This is a genomic window from Bradyrhizobium sp. LLZ17, assembly GCF_041200145.1.
GTDB lineage: Bacteria > Pseudomonadota > Alphaproteobacteria > Rhizobiales > Xanthobacteraceae > Bradyrhizobium.
Map to the genome: position 1 here is coordinate 5,178,240 of NZ_CP165734.1, position 21,323 is coordinate 5,199,562.

The following is a 21,323-nucleotide window of genomic DNA, read 5'->3' on the forward strand; positions in this document are numbered from 1 at the left end:
TAGTTTAGCGGTGTTTCCACGCGACGAATGTTGTCGCGAGGCAAGTCCGTATTTACCGCAACGATCTAGCATCACCGGGAAATCTGACGCGGGGCCCGGATCGTCCATGAAAATTCGCCTGTCGTTGTCCTCCGCGATCGTCGCGTTTGGGATCGTTCTCGCCATCGGTTTTACCGCCGTGGTCTCGACCAGCCTCTACGCCTTGAAAGAGCTCAAGGTCGGCGGTCCGCTCTATTCCGACATCAAGCTCGGCAACGACCTCGTCGCCGACATCCTGCCGCCGCCGGAATATGTGATCGAGGCCTATCTCGAAGCCACGCTCGCGATGCGCGAGCCCGACCAACTCGCTGCACACAGCGAGCGTCTGGTCCAGCTCCGCAAGGATTACGACGAGCGCAAGGCGTTCTGGACGAGCTCGAGCCTCTCGGCCGACCTCAAGGCTGCGCTGGTGTCGAAATCCGATGCCGAGGTGCAGAAGTTCTGGAAGCTGCTTTCCGACCAGCTCCTGCCGGCTCTCAAGGCCAGGGACAGCGGCGCTTCCGAGCGCGCCTATGCGCAGCTCAAGAATGCCTATACGGCGCATCGCGCCGTCATCGACGCCATCGTCGAGAGCGCCAACAAGCAGAATGCCGACATGGAGAAGCTCGCCGCGGACCGCGACAGCTCCATGCTTTATATCCTCCTCGGCGTCTCCGCCGCCGTCCTCGCCTTCATTGCGGCGGGCCTGCTCGGCGTCGCCCTCGGCGTGATGCGCCCGATCGTGCGCATGACGGGTAGCATGCAAACGCTCGCGACCGGCGATCTCGCCACCGACATTCCTTTCGCGCACCGCCGGGACGAGGTCGGCTCGATGGCGAGCGCGCTGCTGGTGTTCAAGCAGGCCGCGCTCGAGAATTCCCGTCTTCGCGAGGAGCAGCTGCGCAAGGAGCAGGAAGCGGCGCTGGCCAAGCGCGGTGCCCTGCACCAGATGGCCGAGACCGTCGAGCGCGAGACCGGCCGGTCGGTCGACACCGCGAGTGCGGCGACGCAAGGGGTCGAGCGGGCCGCCTCTGGCCTGTCCGACATCGCCCGATCGCTCTCCGCGGAGTCGCAGGCAGTTGCCGCGGCCTCCAACCAGGCTCTCGGCAGCTCGCAGACCGTCTCGGCGGCGGCCGAAGAGTTGAGCGCTTCTATCCGCGAGATCGCAACCCAGGTCGCGCGGACCAGCACGGCCACCAAATCGGCGGTCGCCGGTCGTGAGCAGGCGCGATCGACCATTCAGGCGCTGGCCGGATCGGTCAAGAAGATCGCCGAGGTCACCGACCTGATCGGCGGTATCGCAGGCCAGACCAACCTTTTGGCGCTCAACGCCACGATCGAGGCGGCGCGCGCCGGCGACGCCGGCCGCGGCTTTGCGGTGGTCGCAGCCGAAGTGAAATCGTTGTCCGACCAGACTGCCAAATCCACCGAGGAGATCGCGCGCCTGATCGCCGAGATCCAGGCCTCGACGCAGGCCGCGGTCGATTCCGTCGAGACGATGGGAGGCCACATCGTCGAGATCGACGGCGTGGCGACCTCGGTTGCCGCCGCGATGGAAGAGCAGGACGCCGCGACGCGGGAGATCGCGCGGTCGATTTCCGAATCGGCCTCCGCCGCGGAGGAGGTCTCGGCCAAGATCGCTAACGTCAGCCGCGACGCTGCCGCGGTGAACGAGCGCGCCGCGGAAGTCAGGCAAGCGATTGCCGGCATGGCCGCGAATCTCGAATCTCTGCGGTCGGTCGTGGTCCGGACGGTGCGGGACTCCACGGCTGCCGCTTAGCCGGCGAAGCGCCTGCCGCTGGCGCTTGCTTGCGTGATCGTGCAGAATACGCGCGGGAATCGGGGCGCCCTGCATGACACCTCCACAACTGCCTGCGGTCACTGAGCCAGCAGCCCTGACGGCTGCGCTGCGCAAAGCCGGTGTGCTGGATCGCGGCGCGGTCCGCGAGGTGAAGGTGCTGCATGAGCGCGACACGGTCCTGTCGCACATCACCCGGCTCGGGCTACGCTATGTCGGGGAGTCCGCCGGCGCGCCGCAATCTCTGATCCTCAAGACGCCGCATGCGGCCTTCGCTAAGCCGCTGGCGAACGCCGGCCGACACGAGGTGGCCTACTACACCCAGGTTGCACCCAAAATGCCGGCGCAGTTGGTGCCGCGCTGCTTCGACGGGAATTTCGACGAGGAGAGCCTCGCCTGGCATCTGCTGCTCGAGGACCTTACCGACAGCCATGAGATCATACCCCAATCGCCGCTGCCGCCATCGCGCGAACAGATGATGGCGATTGTCACTGCGCTCGCCCGCTGGCACGCGGCGTGGTGGGATCATGCCAGCCTCGGCGAGACCGTCGGCACCTGGGAGAGCACCGAAGACAGCGCAAGGCAAATGGAGACCTTCGCCGGCCACTATGACCGCTTCGCCGATCAGCTTGGCGATCGCCTCAGCGAGGAGCGGCGTATCCTCTACCGCCGCCTCGTCGAGCAGTCGGCCCGACTGTCCCAGCGTTATCATTCGCGCCGCCGCGTCAGCATCGCCCATGGCGACGCTCACACCTGGAATTTCATGCTGCCTCGTGCCGGTGTCGTCGACACCGTGCGCATCTTCGATTTCGATCTGTGGGGCATCGATGTGCCCACCAACGACCTCGCCTACATGATGGCGATGCAATGGTATCCGGAACGCCGGCAGGCTCTCGAGCGCCTTCTGCTCAACCACTACCATCAGACGCTGATCGCGAACGGTGTCAGCGGCTACACGCGCGGCGCACTCGATCAGGATTATCGCTGGTCCGTGCTCTGGCACATCACCAAGCCGATCTGGCAATGGAGCATCAACATCCCACCGGTGATCTGGTGGAACAATCTGGAGCGGGTGATGATGGCGGTCGAGGATCTCGGCTGCGAGGAGATTTTGGGGTGATGGTTCTAGAAATTCAGTGTCGTCCCGGCGAAGGCCGGGACCCATAGCCACAGGGAGTGGTTTGGCGAAGACTCGTAGTGATCTCCGTTCGGACCGACACCGCGGGGGACCGATAGACCTCGCGGTATGGGTCCCGGCCTTCGCCGGGACGACGAAAGCGTCTACTCCATCACCGCATGTTCCGGCGCCGCCGACTGCTTGCGCAGCATGGCCTTGCTCGAGCCGATCATCAGCGCCAGCGGGATGGTGCAGAGGATGAAGAACATCACCAGCTGATAGTCGCGTGCGAACGCGATGATTTGTGCCTGGAGGCCAACGAGCCGGTCGGCCATGGCGCGGCCGGCGTCGGTGGATAGATTGATCATGCCGCTCACATCCGGCATCTGCAGCGCGTGATTGAACGGGTTGATGTGCTCGGACAGGATGGCGTAGGTCCTGCGCGTGCCCTGGGTGAGCTGGGCGATGACGATGGAGATGCCGACCGAGCTCGCGACGTTGCGCAACAGCGTCAGCATCGAGGTGCCGTCGGTGCGCAAATGGTTCGGCAACGTCATGAACGCCACGGTCGAGAGCGGCACGAAGACCAGGCCGAAGCCAAAGCCCTGGATGACGCTGACGACCACGATTTCGGGCACCTGGGTCTGGTCGGTCCAGCCGGTCATCCGGAACAGCGACGCCGCCGTCAGCGTCAGGCCGCAGATGATCAGCGTGCGCGCCTCGATGTAGCGCATGATGCGGCCGACCATCATCATGGCGAAGAAAGTCCCGAAGCCGCGACTGGCGAGCAGCCCGCCCGCGGTCATGATGGGATAGCCGATGACGTTCTGAAGGTAGGGCGAGGCCAGCGCCATGGTGGAGTACAGCACGAGCCCCATCACCGTCATGAAGATGCAGCCGGTGACAAAATTGCGATCCCGGAACAGCGCGAACTGGATGAACGGCCGTGAGGTCGTGAAGGAGTGTGCGAAGAAATAATAGAAGGCGACCGCCGCGACGGCGAACTCGGTCAGGATCTCGGCGGATTCAAACCAGTCGAGCTGCTCGCCGCGGTCGAGCGCGAGCTGCAGCGCGCCAATCCCGATCGCCAGCGCTCCGAAGCCGAACCAGTCGAATTTGAGGCTGGTGTCCTGCTTGGTTTCGTCCATGAAGATGGAGAGCCCAAGGACGGTGATCGCGCCGAACGGCAAATTGACGAAGAACACCCAATGCCAGGAATAGGTCTCGGTCAGCCAGGCGCCGAGCGAAGGGCCCATGATCGGCCCCATCATCACGCCCATGCCCCAGATCGACATCGCCTTGGCGCGTTCCTGGAGCGTGTAATAGTCGAGCATGACCGACTGCGACAGCGGCACCAGCGCCGCGCCGAACACGCCTTGCAGCAGCCGGAACAGCACCATCTGGTTGATGTCCTGCGCGAGGCCGCACAGCACGGAGGTAAGGGTGAAACCGCCGGCGCAGATGATGAAGATGCGCTTGCGGCCGAAGCGGTTGGAGATCCAGCCCACCGGCGCCGTCATGATCGCGGCGGCGACGATGTAGGAGGTCAGCACCCAGTTGATCTGGTCCTGCGAGGCCGACAGCGTGCCCTGCATGTAGGGTAGCGCGACGTTGGCGATCGTGGTGTCCAGCGCCTGCATGATGGTCGCGGTCATGGCGCAGATCGTCACCATGTTCCGGCGCAGGCCGGGGACCATCAGGCTGGCATTGGGACCGGACATCCGATCAGTCCTTGTCTTGATTCGCGGTCGCGGACAATCCGAACAAGCTGGCGAGCGAGCGCTGGTGGCCGGTGTCGATCGTGGCATAGACGCTCATGCCGGCCTTCAGCTTCCTCACGTAATTGTCGGTCTCGTCGAAATAGATCCGGACCGGCACGCGCTGCACCACCTTGACGAAATTGCCGGTGGCGTTCTGCGGCGGCAGAATGGCGAACTGTGCGCCGGTGCCGGGTGAGAGCGAGCCGATCTTGCCCTTGAAGACATGGTTCGGGAACGCATCGACCTCGAGCGTGACGGGCTGGCCTGCGGTGACGTAGGTGAGATCGCTTTCCTTTGGATTGGCGTCGACCCAGGGATGGGCGACGTCGATGATGGAGAACACAGGCGTGCCGGCCGCAACGAAACGGCCGAGCTGGATCTGCTCGACTTGCGTTGCGACGCCGGCCATCGGCGCGCGAAGCACGGTGTGGTCGAGATTGCGCTGGGCCTCGTCGAGCTTGGCCTTGGCTTGCGCGTAGGGTGGAAACCGCTCGAGCGGCAGCTCGGGATCGCCGAGCAGTTGCATCTTGGCATTGGAGAGCTGCTGCTTGATGAACTGCGCCTGCGCGCCTGCGGTGACCAGCGCGTTCGATGCGTTGTCGAGATCGAGCTGCGAGCCGAAGTTGTTCTTGACCAGCGCCTGCTTGCGCTCGACGTCGCGTTGCTTCAAGTCCATGCCCTGCTGCGCGAGATCGAGCATCTGGCCGTAGATCTTGATGTTGGCGCGGAGATTGTCATAGGTGGACTGCGCCTGCATGAGCTGGGCCTTGGCCTCGTCGACCGCGAGGCGGAACGGCACGGGATCGATCTCAAACAGCTCATCGCCCTGCTTGACGATCTGGCCCTCTTTGACGACGACCTTCTCGATCTTGCCGGAGATGTCAGGTGTCACCAGCACCTTCTGCGCGCCGACATAGGCGTCGTCGGTACCGACATAGCGGCCGCCATTGAGATAGAAGGTGAAGCCGGCGATGGCGACCACGATCGGCAGCACGACCATCAGCAGGAAGCGGCGATAGCGCCGCAGGCCCGCAACCACGCGGCGGCGCGGGTCGGTGCCGGCCTTCTTGGCCGGCTTGCCGCTGTCGATCTTCTGCTCGGGCTGGAACTTGAGGACCTGATCAGCCATAGCGTTGCTCCTTACGCGCTTGCTCCGCTCCCGACGTCTGGATCGCGTTACGCACGTTTTCCTTGATGGTTTCGAGTTGAGTGAGAAGGCGATGGGCGTCCGCCGGATTGATGCCTTCGAGCGCGTTCGCCGTGAGTTCGGATTTCAATCCGCTCATCTTGCCAAGCAGCTGCCGTCCGGCCTTCCTCAGATGGAGGCGCTTGACGCGGCGGTCCGAGGCATCGCTGCGGCGTTCGATCCAGTCATTGTCGCAGAGCTTGTCAATCAGGCGCGTCAGCGTGATCGGCTGCATCTCGAGAAGTTCGGCGAGTTCCGACTGTTTCATGCCCTCGCTGCGCTCGACCTTGGCGAGCACGGCCCACTGCGCGCGGGTGATGCCGAAGCGCGACGCCTCCTTGTCGGCATAGACCCGCAGGAGGCGGTAGAGCTCACCGAGCGTGAACAGGAAGTTCTGGTCGACGGACCCGCGGGTCATGTGCTTTGTCTCCAATAAGCTTGAATATAATAAGCAAGCTTATGATTATTTCATGGCGGGTTAACGGGAGGCTGTCCCGCCGCAAAAGCATGGCTGGCAGCCGGCCACCGGTGGGACTTTGGGTTCCCGACCCGAAATGCTAGAAGGCGAGCCAGATGACCCTCGCAAAGCCGGCATTTCCGACCCCCGACCACGATCACGGCCGCTGCACCGCGGACGCGCTGTCGCATGCCGAGGCGGTTTGCGAGCAGCGGGCGCAGAAATTCACGCCAATTCGCCGCCAGGTGTTGGCGGCGTTGCTCTCCAGCCATCGCCCGCTCGGGGCCTATGAAGTGATCGACGAATTGGCCAAATCGATGCCGCGGCCGGCGCCGATCACGGTCTATCGCGCGCTCGATTTCTTGATGACGAACGGTCTCGTGCACCGCATCGAAAGCCGCAACGCCTATCTCGCCTGCGCCGCCCATGACCACGACGCGACCTCCGCGGTCGCGTTTCTGATTTGCGAGCATTGCGGCCTCGTCGGCGAGATCCCGTCCGCGTCCTTTGCGCAAGACCTTAACCTCGCGGCGCGCGCGTCAGGCTTTGCGCCGAAATTGTCCGTGGTCGAGATCACGGGCACCTGCACCCATTGTCAGAAGACGTCTTGAAGCAACAACGGCGCGAAGCCGGATTTCGGGAAGACATGTCCTCACCTCAAGCCACACAATCCGCCGGGCGTCCCCTGAGTGCCGGCGCCATCGCCTTGATGCTCATGCTGTGCCTGACCTGGGGCTTCAATCAGATCGCGGTGAAATTCGTTCTGCCCGACATCCCGCCGATGCTTCAGGCGATGATCCGGTCGATGGGTGCGTTGCCGGTGCTTTTCATCGTCGGCACGCTGCGTGGCGTCAATTTCTTCGAACGCGACGGGACCTGGAAACCAGGCCTGGTCGCCGGGCTGATGTTCGGGATCGAATTCGTGCTGATCTTCCAGGGCCTGCGCCTCACCTCCGCCTCGCGCGCGGTGGTGTTTCTCTACACCGCACCGTTCTTCGTCGCGCTCGGCTCCTATCAGGTGCTGGGCGAGCGGCTCGGCGGTACGCAATGGCTGGGGCTGGCCGTGAGCTTTGCCGGCGTTGCCCTCGCGATCGGCGTGCCGCAGGCCAATGTGGACTCGCATGTCCTGCTCGGCGATCTCTTGATCGTCGCTGGCGCTTCATTGTGGGCGGGCACCACGCTTATCGCCAAGGGCACACGACTGCGCTTCGCCGCGCCGGAGAAGGCGCTCGGCTATCAGGTCGCGACCTCGATCCCGATCCTGGGCACGGCCGCCTGGCTGTTCGGGGAATCCATCACCCACACGCCGTCGGCGCTATCGTTCGGCCTGATGGCCTTCCAGGCGATCTGGGTGGTTGGAACCACGTTCACGCTTTGGTTCGCGTTGGTGAAGACCTACTCGGCCAGCAAATTGTCCGCTTTTACCTTCATCACCCCTTTGTTTGGCGTGGTGGGTAGCTATTTCATCATGCACGACCGCCTGAGCCTGGCGTTCGGGGCTGCCGCGGTCCTTGTAATTGCTGGACTTTTCCTGGTTAACCGTCCGAGCTCAACGGCTGCGGCACCACGCGATGCATTGCTGAACGTCACCAAAACCTGATATTTGGACCCCATGAACAAGCTCGAAAACACCATCGATTCCGACATCGCGGGCCCGGCGCCGCGGCATCACACCACCCAGGTCAAGGTCGGCGGCGTCCTTGTCGGCGGCGGTGCGCCGATCGTGGTCCAGTCGATGACCAATACCGACACCGCCGATATCGACGGCACCATCGCCCAGGTCGCGGCGCTCGCGCGCGCCGGCTCCGAAATGGTCCGCATCACCGTGGACCGTGAGGAGGCCGCTGCCGCCGTCCCGCACATCCGTGACGGCCTGCTCAAGCGCGGCATCAACACGCCCTTGATCGGCGACTTCCACTATATCGGCCACAAGCTGCTTGCGGCCTATCCGGCCTGCGCGGAAGCGCTGGCCAAATATCGCATCAATCCCGGCAATGTCGGTTTCAAGGACAAGCGCGACACCCAGTTCGCCGACATCATCGAGATCGCCAACAAGAACAGCAAGCCGGTGCGCATCGGCGCCAACTGGGGTTCACTCGACCAGGAACTGCTCACCAAGCTGATGGACGAGAACGCCGCGTCGCTCGATCCGCGCGACGTGCGCGCGGTGACGCGCGAGGCCATGGTGCAGTCGGCATTGCTCTCGGCCGCGCGTGCCGAGGAGCTCGGCATGCCCAAGGACCGCATCATCCTCTCGGCCAAGGTCTCGGCCGTGCAGGATCTGATCGCGGTCTACCAGGATCTCGCGGCTCGCTCCGATTATGCCATCCATCTCGGCCTCACCGAAGCCGGCATGGGCACCAAGGGCATCGTCGCCTCCTCGGCAGCGCTCGGCATTCTCTTGCAGCAGGGCATCGGCGACACCATCCGTATCTCGCTGACGCCGGAGCCCGGCGGCGACCGCACCCGTGAGGTGCAGGTCGGCCAGGAACTGCTGCAGACCATGGGCTTCCGCACCTTCGTGCCGCTGGTCGCGGCCTGCCCCGGCTGTGGCCGCACCACCTCGACCACGTTCCAGGAGCTGGCCAGCTCGATCCAGGGCTTCATCCGCGACGAGATGCCGAACTGGAAGACGAAATATCCGGGGGTCGAAGAGCTCAACGTCGCGGTGATGGGCTGCATCGTCAACGGCCCCGGCGAGTCCAAGCACGCCAATATCGGCATCTCCCTGCCCGGCACTGGCGAAGCCCCGGCCGCGCCCGTCTTCGTCGATGGCAAGAAGTTCCGCACGCTGCGTGGTCCGACCATCTCCGCCGACTTCAAGGCGCTGGTGATCGACTACATCGACCAGAAGTATGGTGCGGGCAGCAAGGCGTCGGTGACGGCTGCGGAGTGATTTAACTCCGCTCGCGCCCTCACTCCGCCGTCGTCCCGGACAAGCGCGCCAAAAAGCGCGCGCCGATCCGGATCCATAACCACAGGAGTGTGTGGTTACGCCAGGCTGCCACTCCGAGTCTTCGCCAAACCAAATCCTGTGGTTATGGATCCCGGATCTGCGCTTGCGCTTGTCCGGGACGACGAGCTGAGTTTGCGGCGCAGATTGCGTATCTGTCACCGCGCGCTACGATGTCTCCCAATCAAAACGATCGGGAGACACGCCATGAGCTCACTCGGTGGCAAGCAGGGCCCGCGCTATCGCCACATGGCGGATGACGGTGCGCCGTATGAAACCATCGCGGTCGAAAAGCTCACGCCCATCATCGGCGCGGAGATCTCCGGCGTCGACATCGGCAGGCTCGTCTCGGACGATGCACGCTCCAACCGGCAGATGGACGAGGTCCACCGCGCGCTCGCCGAAAACCTTGTGATCTTCTTCCGCGATCAGCACATCACGCCGCAGCAGCATCTGGCGTTCGGCCGCAAGTTCGGCGAGCTGCATTTCCATCCCGCCGCGCCGCATGAGGATGAAGACCCGGCGTTGATGAAGATCTACGCGGATGCGAACTCGCCGCGCGCCAACGGCGAGGGCTGGCATTCCGACGTCTCCTGCGACCTCGATCCGCCGATGGGCTCGATCCTCTACATCAAGCAATGCCCGCCGCGCGGCGGCGACACGCTGTTCGCCAACATGTACGCGGCCTATGAAGCGCTGTCGGATCGGATGAAGGCCTATCTCGATGGATTGACCGCACTGCATGACGGCGAGCCGATCTATCGCGGGCTGTATGCGAACTACGGCGTCGCCGACCGTCCGTCCTATCCGCATGCCGAGCATCCGGTAGTGCGCACGCATCCGGTCACGGGCAAGAAGGCGCTCTACGTCAATCGCGGTTTCACCCGCCACATCAACGGCATCCCTCGCGACGAGAGCGACGCGATGCTGGCCTATCTCTACCAGCACGCGGAAAATCCGCTGTTCCAGTGCCGTTTCCGCTGGACCGAGAACGCCATCGCGTTCTGGGACAATCGCTGCACCCAGCACTGCGCGATGTGGGATTACTGGCCGCACACGCGATCAGGGACACGGGTGACGGTGAAGGGGGAACGGCCGGTTTAGTCCCCGCTTCTTGCGTTGACGTCCTCGCGCTCTCGCGCCAATCTTCCCGAAAAACAAATCGGGAGGATCCGCCATGCTCCGCGCCGAGGACAATAAGTTCCTGACCGAGTCAGGCCCGGGAACGGGCATGGGCGAATTGTTGCGCCGCTTCTGGATACCCGTTCTGCTCTCCGAAGAATTGCCGGAGCCCGACGGCGAACCCAAGAAGATCGTCGTGCTTGGCGAAGAGCTGCTCGCATTCCGTGATTCCCGCGGCGTGGTCGGTGTGATCGACCAATACTGCCCGCATCGCGGCGCCAATCTCTGGCTCGGGCGCAATGAGGAATGCGGCATCCGCTGCGTTTATCACGGCTGGAAGTTCGACACTGACGGCCGGTGTGTCGACATGCCGACCTCCTATCCCGATCTCAACGCAAAAGACCTCATCCGCATCAAATCCTATCCGGTGCGCGAATGGGGCGAGATGATCTGGGCCTATATGGGTCCGGCCGGGACGATGCCCGAGCTGCCCGATCTTGAAATGGCGCTGCTGCCGGCCTCGCACCGCTACGTCAGCAAGAAATGGCAGGACTGCAACTGGGTGCAGGCGCTGGAGGGCTCGATCGACACTGCGCATTTCACCTTCGCGCACCTTTCCTTCGACAAGGAGGAGAACGAGATCCTGGACATCAAGAAGCATTTTGTGAATCCGATTGCGCGGATGTCGAGTGACCACATGCGATGGATCGCCGAAGATCCGCGTCCGGTGATCAAGATCGCCTCGCACGAGGCGGGGCTGACCATCGCGGGCGGCCGCCTGACTGGCAGCGACAACATCTACTGGCGCATCGCGCAGTTCCTGGTGCCATTTCACGCCTATGCGCCGAGCGCGATGCCGGGCGAGAGCATCTTTGGCCAGACCTTCGTGCCTGTGACCGACACCAAGTCCTGGATCTACACCTATGCCTGGAATCCGGAACGGCCGCTGACGCAAGCAGAACGCGACGCCTATGACCGCGGCAATGGCGTGATCGCGGAAGTGGACGACAATTACCTGCCGCTGCGCCACAAGGGCAACGACTATCTGATCGACCGCAAGCTCCAGAAGACCAGGAGCTACACCGGCATCAAGGGCGTTTCCGAGCAGGACGCCGCCGTGCAGGACAGCCAGGGCCCGATCGCCGACCGCAGCCGCGAGCATCTCGGTCCGACCGACCTCGGGATCATGCATTTCCGGAAAGTCGTGATGGATCTGGCGCGCGCGCTGCAGCAGGGCGAGCCGCCGCCGCAGGCCGCGCATCAGGACCGTTACGCCGTGCGCTCGGGCGCCTGCGTCACCAGCAAGGCCAAGGACCTGCCGGCGGTGATGCTGGAGCGCTTCGGCGACGTCTCGGGCTTTGTCGGCCGCCCGCGAATTGCAGCGGCGGAGTAGGGCTTGTCGCGGGCGCGGGGCCTCGTCGCAATTCTCATGGCATCGCTCATGACGCTGCTGCTCGCACCGACCGATGCGCGCCGCGCCGCACCGGCCCGCAAGGTCGCGAAAGCCAGGCCAAAGCCGCCCGCCCCGGAGAGGTGCGAGCCGCGCAAGTTCCGGATCATCCTCGATGTCGGTCACACCTCGGAATCGCAGGGAGCGACGAGCGCGCGCAACGATGTCGAGTTCGGCTTCAACCTGCACCTGGCCCGGCTCATCGGAGAGACATTGAAGTCGGCGGGCTTTGCCGCGACGCGGCTGCTTGTGACTGAAGGCAAGGCGAGGGCGAGCCTGCTCAAGCGCGTCGGCACCGCCAACGCTGCCCATGCCGATTTTTTCCTGTCGATCCACCACGATTCCGTGCCGGACAAGATGCTCGAGGCATGGGAGTTCGAGGGTGCCAAGAGCTACTTCAGCGACCGCTTTCGCGGCCATTCGCTGTTCGTGTCCGAGCGCAATCCGCACTTCGGCACAAGCCTCGCCTTCGCCCGGCTGCTCGGCAAGGAGCTGAAGGACCGCGGCCTGCAATATGCCAGCCAATACACCCTGCCGCTGATGGGCCGCTACCGGCACCAATTGCTCGACAAGGATGTCGGCGTCTACCGCTATGACGGGCTCGTCGTGCTGTCGCAAACCAACAGCGCCGCGGTGCTGCTGGAAGCCGGCTCCATCATCAACCGCGACGAGGAAATGGCGATGAACTCGCCGGAGCGGCAGGAGCTGATCGCGACAGCCGTGACCGCGGCGATGAAGGATTTTTGCGACAGGCGGTAGTTTGCCCCGCCGCTTCAATAATCGTCATCGCGAGCGCAGCGAAGCGACCCAGAGTTTTCCCGTGGAGGCAGTCTGGATTGCTTCGCTGCGCTCGCAATGACGAGGCAGCAATGTCTCCTCTATCCACCATTGTCGCCCTGACTCGCGCGCTTGTTCGGGACGACGGAGGGTTACAGCGGCCCTGCCCGATATTCCCTATTCGCCAAACCCGCTTCCTCCAGGTCCAGATCGCGCTCGATCCGGCGCCGCGTTTCGTCAGTGATCTTGCCGTCGCGCAAGAGGTCGTGGATGAATTTGCGTTCGGCTTCGATCAGTTCGCGGGTCAATGCGGTGCCGGCGGCGGAAACATCATGGTGGCCCGGGTCGAGCGAGTCCGGAAGCTGGTTGGCGCGGATTTCGTGGCGCGCGCGCAACAGCCGCACCACCTCATCGGAGACGTCCTTCTCCTCCGTCAACGCATCGAGCGATTTCAACGCAGCGTCGAGCGCCTGGCGGCGCGCTGCGATCTCCGCCTCGTGCTCGGCAATATGCTCGTTGCGGCCGGCGTCTGCGACGCCGAGCCAGCGCACGACCGGCGGCAGCGTGAGGCCGACGCCGACCAGCGTGATGAAGATGACGCCAAAGGCGACGAACAGGATCAGGTCGCGATAGGGAAAGGCGTCGCCGCCCGGCAAGGTGAATGGCAGTGCCAGTGCGGCTGCGAGCGACACCGCGCCGCGCACGCCGGTGAAGGCCAGCGCGAACACCCATTGCCACGGCGGCGACGGATCGCGCTCGCGCAGTGACCTGCTCGCCATCCGCGGCAGATAGGTCGCGGGATAGAGCCAGGCAAAGCGTGCGATGACGACGATCGCCACGACCACGGCGGTCGCGGTCATGATGTCGTGAAGCGGAAACGCCTTCGACTTCTCGTAGAGCGCCCGCATCTGGAAGCCGGTGAGCAGGAACAGCAGGCCCTCGATGAGGTAGATGATGAGATCCCAGAAGAAGATGCCTTGCAGCCGCGTCGACGAGGATATCCACAGCGGGCCGTTCCAGCTCACATAGAGGCCGCAGGCGACGGTAGCGATCACGCCGGAGCCGCCGAAATGTTCGGGCAGCCAGTAGGAGACGTAAGGGGTGATCAGCGACAGCGTGAGCTCGACCTGCGGATCGTGAGCCCATTTGCGGGCGCGCAGGGAGAGCCAGCCGATGCCGATGCCGAACGCAATCTCGCCGGCGACGATGAGCGAGAACTCGCCGGCCGCAATCGGCAGCGAGAAATGGCCGACCATGGTCGCGGCGAGGGCAAAGCGGTAGACAATCAGCGCAGTGGCATCGTTGGCCAGCCCCTCGCCCTCGAGCACGACCAGGATCCGTCGCGGCATGTGCAGCCGTCGTGCGATCGCGAGCGGCGCCACCACGTCGGGCGGCGCGACGATGGCCCCCAACAGGAAGCCGATGGTCCAGGGCAGGCCGATCAAATAGTGGGTGGCGGTGGCCACCATCGCCGCGGTGAAGATCACCGCGCCGACCGCGAGCAGCACGATCGGACGAAGGTTGTTGTTAAATTCGCGCCAGCTCATCGCGACGCTGGCCGAGTAGATCAGCGGCGGCAGCACCATCAGCAGCACGAGTTCCGGCGGCAACTCGACCGGCGGCATGCCCGGCACGAAGGCGAGGCCAATGCCGGCCAGCATCAGGAGAATGGCCGGCGCGACGTTGAAGCGGCGTGCCGCGACCGCCGTGCCTGCCAACACCGCAAGCAGGATGAGAAAGGTCTGAAATTTCGCTTCGATCATGGCCTGTCTTCGCCCGGAAGCGACCGACAGGTCAATGTCAGGCGAGCCGCTCGCTCACCATGCGCCCGATGCTTGCGAACACGGTTTCGATCTGCGCAGCACTCGGCGAGCCGCCCTGGGTATAGGCTGCGATCACAATCGGCGTGTCCGGCCTGGGCCACGCCAGCGCGATATCGCCGGAGGCGTCCTTGCCGTTGTTGCCGGTCTTGTCGCCGATCTTCCAGCCTGCGGGCAGGCCTGCGCGGAGCCGGTTGGCACCGGTCTTGCAATTGACCATCCAGTCGGTGAGCTGGGCTCGCGACGCTGGCGACAGGCTCTCGCCAAGCACCAGGCGGCGCAGATTGCCAGCCATCGCGGCCGGCGTGGTGGTGTCATGGGGATCGCCGGGCGGCGAGCGGTTGAGCTCGGGCTCGTTGTGGTCGAGTCGCGAGGTGGTGTCTCCGAGCGTACGCCAGAATGCGGTCAGCGTGGCGGGCCCGCCGATCCGCGCCAGGAGCAAATTGGCGCAGCTGTTGTCGCTGAGCTCGACGGCCGCCTTGCACATGTCCGAGACCGACATCGCACCGGCGGAGAGATTCTGCTTTGCGACGGGCGCGTAATCGAGCAGGTCAGCCTGGCCGTAGGGGATCATTTCCGCCAGCTGTTCCTCGCCGCGGTCGACCCGCGCCAGCACGCAGGCCGCAAGCGAGGCCTTGAATGTCGAACACATGACGAACCGCTCGTCGGCACGCCAGGCGAGCTTGGCGCCCGTGGCGAGATTCTCCGCATAGACCCCGATCCGCCCGCCGCTGTCGCGTTCGTAAGCTTCAAGTTTCGGTGAGGCGTCGGCGGCGAGAACGGGGCCGGCGGCCATCCAGCAAAGCGAGGCGAGCAGGGAACGGCGGTCAAGATGCATGGGGACTTTTTGGGCGTGACGGAGGTGGGGTTGCAACTTACGCATTATCCGCGTCGTCATTGCGAGCGCGGCGAAGCAATCCAGTCCGCCTCTACGGAGAGATTCTGGATTGCTTCGCTACGCTCGCAATGACGGAGAATGGCGGGCGAGTGCGCCCGATTTCGGGCAGCGAAGGTCGCGCGCCCTCACTCCTTCAGATCATACCGATACGATTTGGACACGATCTGCCAGCCATCTGCCAGCTTCATCGCGACCAGATAGTCAGTGAAAAAACGCGGCGGCAGCTGGCATTTGACTTTGATGAAGGCGGTCTTGTCATCCGAACGATCGATGGTGACGATGAAATCCTCGCGCGGCTTGCCCTCCGCCTTCGCCGAGGTGCGCTTGCGCACGCGGTCGAGCCAGTCGGGTACGGTCAGCACCTGCAATTCGCCCTTCTCGACCCAGCGCAAATCGGCGGAGGGATGGAAGATGGCGCCGAGCTTTTCGGCGTCGCCCTCGTACAGCCCGTCAAAATAGGATTGCACCACGGCTTCGACGCTCGAACGGTTCTGGCTCATGGACCATCCCTCTGAATGTGGCTTGACGCCAACTTTGTCGTACACGTCAAATTGCGCTATGGGTGTCTGCGCCGACTGACGTGAGGGCACGGTGATGACCGGATCAGAACATTCGAACGCTCGGATGCTTGCCGGCGAATGCTACTGCCGCGCCGTTCGCTATGAGGTGGCGGACGCGTTCTCCTACGCGCTGAATTGTCACTGCTCGAACTGCCGCCGGACCACGGGTTCCGCCTTCAAGCCGTTCGCCGGCATCGAGCACAGCAAGCTCCGCATCGTCAGGGGCAAGGACCAGCGGATGATTTTCGGGGACGACACGACCCACGACGCGCACTGCGCCCGCTGTGGCTCGCTGCTTTATTCCCGGGTCCGCCAAGGAAAATGGGCCCACGTCGCCATGGGAACCCTGGTCGACGCCCCCACGATCCGCCCGACCGCCCATATTTTCGTCGGCTCCAAGGCGCCATGGCACGAGATCACGGACAATCTGCCGCAATATCGGGGCCAGGTCGCGGATGGCTAGGGAACTTGGCCCGAGGGCATTTGGCGGCGAACCGCCAACGCTCTGGCGTGACTAACAAAAAGGGTTCCTAGGTCGCCGGCGCTGTGTTCGTGACCTCCATCACAAGCGCAAGCATTCGATCTTGCTAAGGCTATCCCTGAGGGTGTGAACTGCCCCGGATTTTTGGAAGTCGTGTCATGCGCAATTTGTTCAGGCTTTGCCCGCTTCTTCTCGCCGTCGCACTGATGTTCGGCGCCGCGCCCGCCTTTGCCGGAAAACGCGTCGCGCTGGTGCTGGCCAACTCGGCCTATCAGCACGCGCCCTCACTCACCAATCCCGTCAATGACGGGGCGGTGATGGCGAAAACGCTGAAGGATGCCGGCTTCGACGTCGTCGATTCCCGTCACGATTTATCCGCGCTCGAGACGCGGCGCGCGCTGAGGGACTTCGCCGATTCCACCCGCGATGCCGATATCGCCGTCGTCTATTACGCGGGCCATGGCATCGAGGTCGAAGGCTCCAACTATCTGATCCCGGTCGATGCCAAGCTCGAGCGCGACACCGATGTCTATGATGAAGCACTCTCGCTCGACCGCGTTCTGGTCGCGGTCGAGCCGGCGAAGCAGCTTCGCCTGGTGATCCTGGATGCCTGTCGCGACAATCCGTTCGGCAGGACCATGAAGCGCACGCTTGCTTCGCGCGGCATCGGCCGCGGTCTCGCCCAAATCGAGCCGACCAGCTCCAACACGCTGATTGCCTATTCGGCCAAGGCCGGCTTTACCGCGCAGGACGGCGACGGCGCCAACAGCCCGTTCACGATCGCGCTGTCGAAGCATTTGACCACGCCCGGCCTCGACGTCCGCCGTGCCTTTGGCTTCGTGCGAGACGATGTGCTCAAATCCACCGGCAACAAGCAGGAGCCGTTCGTCTATGGCTCGCTTGGCGGCGAAGACGTGCCGCTGGTGCCGGTCAAGGGCGTGGCCGCGGCGGCGGCGGCCCACGCCCGCGACGAATCCGCAGGCCGACACGCGCCGCGACTATGAGCTCGCGCTCCAGGTCGGCAACAAGCCGGCCTGGGAAGCCTTCCTGGCCCAGCATCCGGATGGCTTCTACGCGAACCTCGCCAAATTGCAGCTCGACAAGATCCAGGCCGAGCAGGCGCATGCGGCCGCGATCGAGAGGGCGAAGCAGGCGGAGGCCGAGCGCGATCGTCTCGCTACCGTTGGCGCACAGAAGGACGCGCAGGCCAAAGCTGCGGCGGACGCCAAGGCGGCCGAGCAGGCCCAGCTTGCCGCGCAGAAGGCCAAGGAGCAGGCGCAGCAGCAGGCTGCCGCCGCCGAGCAGCAGCGCGTCAATCTCGCCGCCTCGGCGCCGAGCGCTACGCCCGCCAACACGGCAAGCCCCGCCGGGACCAATGTCGCCTCGCTGACGCCGGCCGCCACGCCGGCCGATCTCAGCCGATCGGTGCAGACCGAGCTCGGCCGCGTCGGCTGTTTCTCAGGTCAGGCTGACGGCAACTGGAATACGTCCTCGCAGCGGTCGCTGTCGCAGTTCAACCGCTATGCCGGCACCAAGCTCGACGTGAAGGTGGCGAGCACGGATGCGCTCGACACGGTCAAGTCCCGGCCGTCGCGCGTCTGTCCGCTGGTGTGCGATCACGGCTTCAAGGTCGATGGCGACAAATGCAGCAAGATCGTCTGCGGCGACGGCTATGTGCTGAATGACGACAATGCATGCGAGAAGCAGCGTGCCGCCAAACCGGCCAAGCCTGCATCCGCCAAGCCTGCGACCGCCAAGCGTGACGACAGCGACGACCGTCCCGCACGGCAGCGTCCTCAGGCCGGTGGCGCGGCCGCGGGAACGGCGGGCGGCATGGCGGCCGCCGGCGCCGGTCGCGCCTCGGGCGGCGGTGGTCAGATTTTTTGCAACGATCTCATCTGCCGTCCGGTCAAGCCCGGCTGCCATCTCGTCTATCGCGGCGGCGGCGGCCCTCACAATGATGCCAACGCCGAGGTCTGCAACTGAAGAGGCGGCTTGCCGTGACATTGTCCTGGTGAAGCCGGGACAATCTCGTTGAGATCATGTCGCGATGGCGCTCGCCGCGATGTTCACCGTTAGCGCCAGCAGCGCCGTGTTGTAGATGAAGGACACGATGCCGTGCGCGGTCGCGGTACGGCGGATGGTCTTGTCGGTGATGCCGACGTCGGAGACCTGCGCGGTCATGCCGATCACGAACGAGAAATAGACGAAGTCCCAATAATCGGCATGGTCTTCCTTGTCGCCGCTCGGGAACTGCAAGCCGCCCGGCGGGTGCCGGTAATAGTCATGGGCGTAATGCAGCGCGAAGATTGTGTGCACGGCGGCCCAGGACAGCGCGATGGTGGTGATGGCGATGGTCAGCTCCGCAGCGCCGCGATGGACACCGAGCTCCGAGACGATCGCGGCAATGCTGGCGAAGGCGCCGATCGCCGTCACCAGCAGGATCACGAAACGGCCATCGTCCTGCATCGCGGCCGCGCGGCGGATGTGCTGGTGGTCGTTGCACAGCATCATCGTGTAGACCAGCACGAGATAGACCGCGATCAGCGCATCCCAGCCGAACAGTAGCCGCGTCACCAGCCGGTGCGAGCCCGGCACGAGCAGGCAGACCAGAATGCCGGCAGCGAGGGAGATGAAGGTGCGCGGCCGCGCGTAGATCAGCCGCATCGGGCGCGACATCTGGCGGAAGCGGGCGAGGGCGGGGTCTTCTTTCTTGTCGCCCGCCATCGTGCGATTAGTTCTTCCGCTCGGCGACGAAGCGCGCGGCGGCTTGCAGCACGGCTGCACGATCGCCGAAGATCGACACGGCGCTGTCGGCCCGCGCGAGCAGGTCGCGCACGCGCTGCCTGGCGCCCTCGATGCCGAGCTGGGTGACGAAGGTGGTCTTGCCCATCGCGGCGTCCTGGCCGGAGGGCTTGCCGAGCGCTTCCGCATCGCCCTCGACGTCGAGCAGATCGTCGGCGATCTGGAAGGCCTCGCCGAGCGCGCGGCCGTAATCGTCGAGCGCCTGATATTCCTTTTGCGTTGCCTGGCCGAGGATTGCGCCGGCGATGCAGCCATAGCGCAGCAGCGCGCCGGTCTTCATCTGCTGAATACGGGCGACATCGATCGGTTCGTTGCCGCCAAAGCGACCTTCGCCCGCGAGATCGAGCATCTGGCCGCCGACCATGCCGCCGATGCCGGCGCAACGCGCCAGCGCGCGCGTCAGGAGCAGCCGCACAGTAGCATCGCGATGGAGCTCGTCGCGGGTGATGATGTCGAAGGCGAGCGTCAGCAGGCCGTCGCCGGCGAGGATGGCGGTCGCATCATCGGTCTTCTTGTGCAGGGTGGGACGGCCGCGGCGCAGGTCGGAATTGTCCATCGCCGGCAGATCGTCATGGATCAACGAATAGCAGTGGATGCATTCGAGCGCGGCACCGGCCAGCAGCGCGGCCTCGCGGGGCACGCCGAACACGGCCGCGCTCTCGACCACGAGGAACGGCCGCAGCCGCTTGCCGCCGTTCAGGCTCGAATAGCGCATTGCGTCCATCAGCCGCTTGGGCCGTGCGATCTCATCGGGCAGAATGTCGTCCGCTAGGAGTCGCCCGAGCAGGGCTTCGGTGTCATCGGCGGTCTTGTCCAGACGTTTGGCGAAATCGGACGGGGTCGTGCCGGTCATCAAGAAAGGCTCCAGAACCAAAATTCGGCGGGACAATCCTTTATGCGCCCGCCCCAGTCAATCGTTTGGAAGGCCTAAAAAGCGCTGGAAAAGGCCAGAATTATCACAGACTTAATGGCCAAGCTCGTGGCCGCGTTTCATTTTGCGCCGGAAAGGTCGATTTGCGCATCGTCAAAATCCTGCTGCTGATGCTCGCGGTCGCAGTCCTGGCGCCGTATGTGATCGCGCCGTTCTACCGCACGGGTCACCCGGTTTCGACGCTGATGGCCTGGCGCAGCCTGCGCGGTGCACCGATGCAGCGGGAATGGATCGATCTCGCGGCGATGTCGCCCTATTTGCCGCGCGCGGTGGTGGCGGCCGAGGACGCTCATTTCTGCAAGCATCACGGCATCGACTGGGGCGCGCTGCGCGAGGCGATCGACGACGCGCAGGAGGACGGAACGCCGTTCCGCGGCGCCTCCACGATCACCCAGCAGGTCGCGAAAAACCTGTTCCTCTGGCAGGGGCGAGATTTCGTCCGCAAGGTGCTGGAATTCCCCCTGGCGCTGTGGCTCGATCTTGTGCTGCCCAAGCAGCGAATCCTCGAGATCTACCTCAACATCGCCGAGCTTGGCCCGCAGGGCCAGTTTGGGGTGGAAGCGGGCAGCGCCTATGCCTTCGGCAAATCGGCCGCAAACCTCTCTCCCCGGGAGGCGGCCCTTTTGGCCTCAATCCTGCCGAATCCGGTCAAACGGAGCGCCAGGGCTCCCGGGCCGGGCGTGCGGCGGCTGGCCGGGACCTACGTGGCAAGGGCGCAGGCCAGCTGGCTTTCGACCTGCTGGCGGGAAAATCGCGGGTTTTGAGCCCCTTTTCGGGCGTATTTTCCGGTCCAGAACCCTAGCTTTACGGCCAGCCTTCCTCTATAAGCCCGGCCTTGATCGGCATTTCGCTCGCCCCGTTGGGTGCTGAGCCGTCCCGCGGACGATGCCCGGACAACACCAATCCCTAGAGGATATTGAAATGGCCGTTCCGAGAAGAAAAACCTCGCCGTCGCGTCGTGGCATGCGCCGCTCGGCAGACGCCATCAAGAAGCCGACCTATGTCGAGGACAAGGACTCTGGCGAGCTCCGTCGTCCGCATCATCTCGACCTCAAGACCGGCATGTACAAGGGCCGTCAGGTCCTGAAGAAGAAAGAGTCCTGAGACAGGGCTCTTTCCAGGATGGCTTCCTCAGGCAGGCTTATCCTCGATCAGGACCTGCCTGATTTCGGCCAATCCATGAGATATGA

General features: G+C 64.3%; 19 protein-coding genes and 1 pseudogene. 12 read left to right on the plus strand and 8 right to left on the minus strand.

Features of this window, described 5'->3' with window-relative positions; translation table 11 throughout:
* The first annotated feature begins 106 nt into the window (after positions 1–106).
* Both AB8Z38_RS24945 and AB8Z38_RS24950 read left to right on the plus strand, forming a co-directional pair.
* Positions 107–1,798, plus strand: coding sequence for a methyl-accepting chemotaxis protein (locus tag AB8Z38_RS24945; protein WP_369720409.1), 1,692 nt, complete (start codon positions 107–109; stop codon positions 1,796–1,798).
* Between the two features lie 73 nt (positions 1,799–1,871).
* Complete coding sequence (locus tag AB8Z38_RS24950) at positions 1,872–2,936, plus strand: phosphotransferase (protein ID WP_369720410.1); 1,065 nt, start codon at positions 1,872–1,874, stop codon at positions 2,934–2,936.
* Between the two features lie 161 nt (positions 2,937–3,097).
* On the opposite strand, the gene AB8Z38_RS24955 is transcribed toward AB8Z38_RS24950, so the two are convergent.
* From AB8Z38_RS24955 to AB8Z38_RS24965, 3 genes are read right to left on the minus strand one after another with little or no spacing between them, the layout of a single operon-like run.
* On the minus strand, positions 3,098–4,654 hold the full coding sequence (locus AB8Z38_RS24955) for an MDR family MFS transporter (protein WP_369720411.1): 1,557 nt from the start codon (positions 4,652–4,654) through the stop codon (positions 3,098–3,100).
* Positions 4,655–4,658: 4 nt separating this feature from the next.
* Entirely contained in the window at positions 4,659–5,822 is a 1,164-nt protein-coding gene (locus AB8Z38_RS24960) for an HlyD family secretion protein (protein ID WP_369720412.1), read from the minus strand.
* Positions 5,815–6,297, minus strand: a complete 483-nt coding sequence (locus tag AB8Z38_RS24965; RefSeq protein WP_369720413.1) for a MarR family winged helix-turn-helix transcriptional regulator — start codon at positions 6,295–6,297, stop codon at positions 5,815–5,817. Before AB8Z38_RS24965 ends, AB8Z38_RS24960 begins: the two co-directional genes overlap by 8 nt.
* 155 nt (positions 6,298–6,452) lie before the next feature.
* Here AB8Z38_RS24965 and AB8Z38_RS24970 point away from each other — a divergent pair, with 155 nt between their 5' ends.
* From AB8Z38_RS24970 to AB8Z38_RS24995, 6 genes are all read left to right on the plus strand, one after another.
* Positions 6,453–6,947: a Fur family transcriptional regulator gene (locus tag AB8Z38_RS24970; protein WP_369720414.1), complete on the plus strand. Its 495-nt coding sequence runs from the start codon at positions 6,453–6,455 to the stop codon at positions 6,945–6,947.
* A gap of 35 nt (positions 6,948–6,982) precedes the next feature.
* Positions 6,983–7,936: a DMT family transporter gene (locus AB8Z38_RS24975; protein WP_369720415.1), complete on the plus strand. Its 954-nt coding sequence runs from the start codon at positions 6,983–6,985 to the stop codon at positions 7,934–7,936.
* 12 nt (positions 7,937–7,948) lie between these two features.
* Positions 7,949–9,232 (plus strand): flavodoxin-dependent (E)-4-hydroxy-3-methylbut-2-enyl-diphosphate synthase, encoded by a 1,284-nt coding sequence (gene ispG / locus AB8Z38_RS24980; RefSeq protein WP_369720416.1) that lies wholly within the window; start codon positions 7,949–7,951, stop codon positions 9,230–9,232.
* A 264-nt stretch (positions 9,233–9,496) separates the two neighbouring features.
* Entirely contained in the window at positions 9,497–10,393 is an 897-nt protein-coding gene (locus tag AB8Z38_RS24985; protein WP_369720417.1) for a TauD/TfdA dioxygenase family protein, read from the plus strand.
* A gap of 73 nt (positions 10,394–10,466) precedes the next feature.
* Complete coding sequence (locus tag AB8Z38_RS24990) at positions 10,467–11,804, plus strand: Rieske 2Fe-2S domain-containing protein (RefSeq protein WP_369720418.1); 1,338 nt, start codon at positions 10,467–10,469, stop codon at positions 11,802–11,804.
* Between the two features lie 36 nt (positions 11,805–11,840).
* Entirely contained in the window at positions 11,841–12,620 is a 780-nt protein-coding gene (locus AB8Z38_RS24995; protein WP_369726597.1) for an N-acetylmuramoyl-L-alanine amidase, read from the plus strand.
* Between the two features lie 170 nt (positions 12,621–12,790).
* Here the strand turns inward: AB8Z38_RS24995 and AB8Z38_RS25000 are convergent, their stop codons facing one another.
* The 3 genes from AB8Z38_RS25000 to AB8Z38_RS25010 all read right to left on the minus strand — a co-directional run bounded on the left by AB8Z38_RS25000 (position 12,791) and on the right by AB8Z38_RS25010 (position 15,856).
* Complete coding sequence (locus AB8Z38_RS25000; protein WP_369726598.1) at positions 12,791–14,398, minus strand: Na+/H+ antiporter; 1,608 nt, start codon at positions 14,396–14,398, stop codon at positions 12,791–12,793.
* Positions 14,399–14,438: 40 nt separating this feature from the next.
* Entirely contained in the window at positions 14,439–15,296 is an 858-nt protein-coding gene (gene bla, locus AB8Z38_RS25005) for a class A beta-lactamase (protein WP_369720419.1), read from the minus strand.
* A gap of 185 nt (positions 15,297–15,481) precedes the next feature.
* The gene (locus AB8Z38_RS25010; protein WP_369720420.1) at positions 15,482–15,856 is read right to left on the minus strand and encodes a nuclear transport factor 2 family protein; all 375 of its coding nucleotides are present in this window, start codon (positions 15,854–15,856) and stop codon (positions 15,482–15,484) included.
* A 94-nt stretch (positions 15,857–15,950) separates the two neighbouring features.
* Here AB8Z38_RS25010 and AB8Z38_RS25015 point away from each other — a divergent pair, with 94 nt between their 5' ends.
* Entirely contained in the window at positions 15,951–16,379 is a 429-nt protein-coding gene (locus AB8Z38_RS25015) for a GFA family protein (protein WP_369720421.1), read from the plus strand.
* Positions 16,380–16,555: 176 nt separating this feature from the next.
* Positions 16,556–18,383, plus strand: a pseudogene (locus AB8Z38_RS25020) (caspase domain-containing protein).
* 54 nt (positions 18,384–18,437) lie between these two features.
* On the opposite strand, the gene AB8Z38_RS25025 reads toward AB8Z38_RS25020, so the two are convergent.
* Both AB8Z38_RS25025 and AB8Z38_RS25030 read right to left on the minus strand, forming a co-directional pair.
* Entirely contained in the window at positions 18,438–19,124 is a 687-nt protein-coding gene (locus AB8Z38_RS25025) for a DUF1345 domain-containing protein (protein ID WP_369720422.1), read from the minus strand.
* Between the two features lie 7 nt (positions 19,125–19,131).
* Positions 19,132–20,055: a polyprenyl synthetase family protein gene (locus tag AB8Z38_RS25030; protein ID WP_369720423.1), complete on the minus strand. Its 924-nt coding sequence runs from the start codon at positions 20,053–20,055 to the stop codon at positions 19,132–19,134.
* A gap of 161 nt (positions 20,056–20,216) precedes the next feature.
* On the opposite strand from AB8Z38_RS25030, the gene mtgA reads away from it, so the two are divergent.
* Together mtgA and rpmF are read left to right on the plus strand one after the other, a co-directional pair.
* Complete coding sequence (mtgA, locus tag AB8Z38_RS25035; protein WP_369720424.1) at positions 20,217–20,897, plus strand: monofunctional biosynthetic peptidoglycan transglycosylase; 681 nt, start codon at positions 20,217–20,219, stop codon at positions 20,895–20,897.
* Positions 20,898–21,054: 157 nt separating this feature from the next.
* Entirely contained in the window at positions 21,055–21,237 is a 183-nt protein-coding gene (rpmF, locus tag AB8Z38_RS25040; RefSeq protein WP_007598106.1) for a 50S ribosomal protein L32, read from the plus strand.
* Positions 21,238–21,323: the final 86 nt, after the last annotated feature.

What these genes read in the sequence shown, in the direction of transcription:
- AB8Z38_RS25015 (WP_369720421.1), top strand. Translation starts at nt 15,951, where the DNA reads ATGACCGGATCAGAACATTCGAACGCTCGGATGCTTGCCGGCGAATGC.
- AB8Z38_RS24975 (WP_369720415.1), top strand. Translation starts at nt 6,983, where the DNA reads ATGTCCTCACCTCAAGCCACACAATCCGCCGGGCGTCCCCTGAGTGCC.
- AB8Z38_RS24950 (WP_369720410.1), top strand. Translation starts at nt 1,872, where the DNA reads ATGACACCTCCACAACTGCCTGCGGTCACTGAGCCAGCAGCCCTGACG.
- rpmF (WP_007598106.1), top strand. Translation starts at nt 21,055, where the DNA reads ATGGCCGTTCCGAGAAGAAAAACCTCGCCGTCGCGTCGTGGCATGCGC.
- AB8Z38_RS24945 (WP_369720409.1), top strand. Translation starts at nt 107, where the DNA reads ATGAAAATTCGCCTGTCGTTGTCCTCCGCGATCGTCGCGTTTGGGATC.
- ispG (WP_369720416.1), top strand. Translation starts at nt 7,949, where the DNA reads ATGAACAAGCTCGAAAACACCATCGATTCCGACATCGCGGGCCCGGCG.
- AB8Z38_RS24965 (WP_369720413.1), bottom strand. Translation starts at nt 6,297, where the DNA reads ATGACCCGCGGGTCCGTCGACCAGAACTTCCTGTTCACGCTCGGTGAG.
- AB8Z38_RS25030 (WP_369720423.1), bottom strand. Translation starts at nt 20,055, where the DNA reads ATGACCGGCACGACCCCGTCCGATTTCGCCAAACGTCTGGACAAGACC.
- AB8Z38_RS25010 (WP_369720420.1), bottom strand. Translation starts at nt 15,856, where the DNA reads ATGAGCCAGAACCGTTCGAGCGTCGAAGCCGTGGTGCAATCCTATTTT.
- AB8Z38_RS24985 (WP_369720417.1), top strand. Translation starts at nt 9,497, where the DNA reads ATGAGCTCACTCGGTGGCAAGCAGGGCCCGCGCTATCGCCACATGGCG.
- AB8Z38_RS25025 (WP_369720422.1), bottom strand. Translation starts at nt 19,124, where the DNA reads ATGGCGGGCGACAAGAAAGAAGACCCCGCCCTCGCCCGCTTCCGCCAG.
- AB8Z38_RS24995 (WP_369726597.1), top strand. Translation starts at nt 11,841, where the DNA reads ATGGCATCGCTCATGACGCTGCTGCTCGCACCGACCGATGCGCGCCGC.
- AB8Z38_RS24990 (WP_369720418.1), top strand. Translation starts at nt 10,467, where the DNA reads ATGCTCCGCGCCGAGGACAATAAGTTCCTGACCGAGTCAGGCCCGGGA.
- AB8Z38_RS24970 (WP_369720414.1), top strand. Translation starts at nt 6,453, where the DNA reads ATGACCCTCGCAAAGCCGGCATTTCCGACCCCCGACCACGATCACGGC.
- bla (WP_369720419.1), bottom strand. Translation starts at nt 15,296, where the DNA reads ATGCATCTTGACCGCCGTTCCCTGCTCGCCTCGCTTTGCTGGATGGCC.
- AB8Z38_RS24960 (WP_369720412.1), bottom strand. Translation starts at nt 5,822, where the DNA reads ATGGCTGATCAGGTCCTCAAGTTCCAGCCCGAGCAGAAGATCGACAGC.
- AB8Z38_RS24955 (WP_369720411.1), bottom strand. Translation starts at nt 4,654, where the DNA reads ATGTCCGGTCCCAATGCCAGCCTGATGGTCCCCGGCCTGCGCCGGAAC.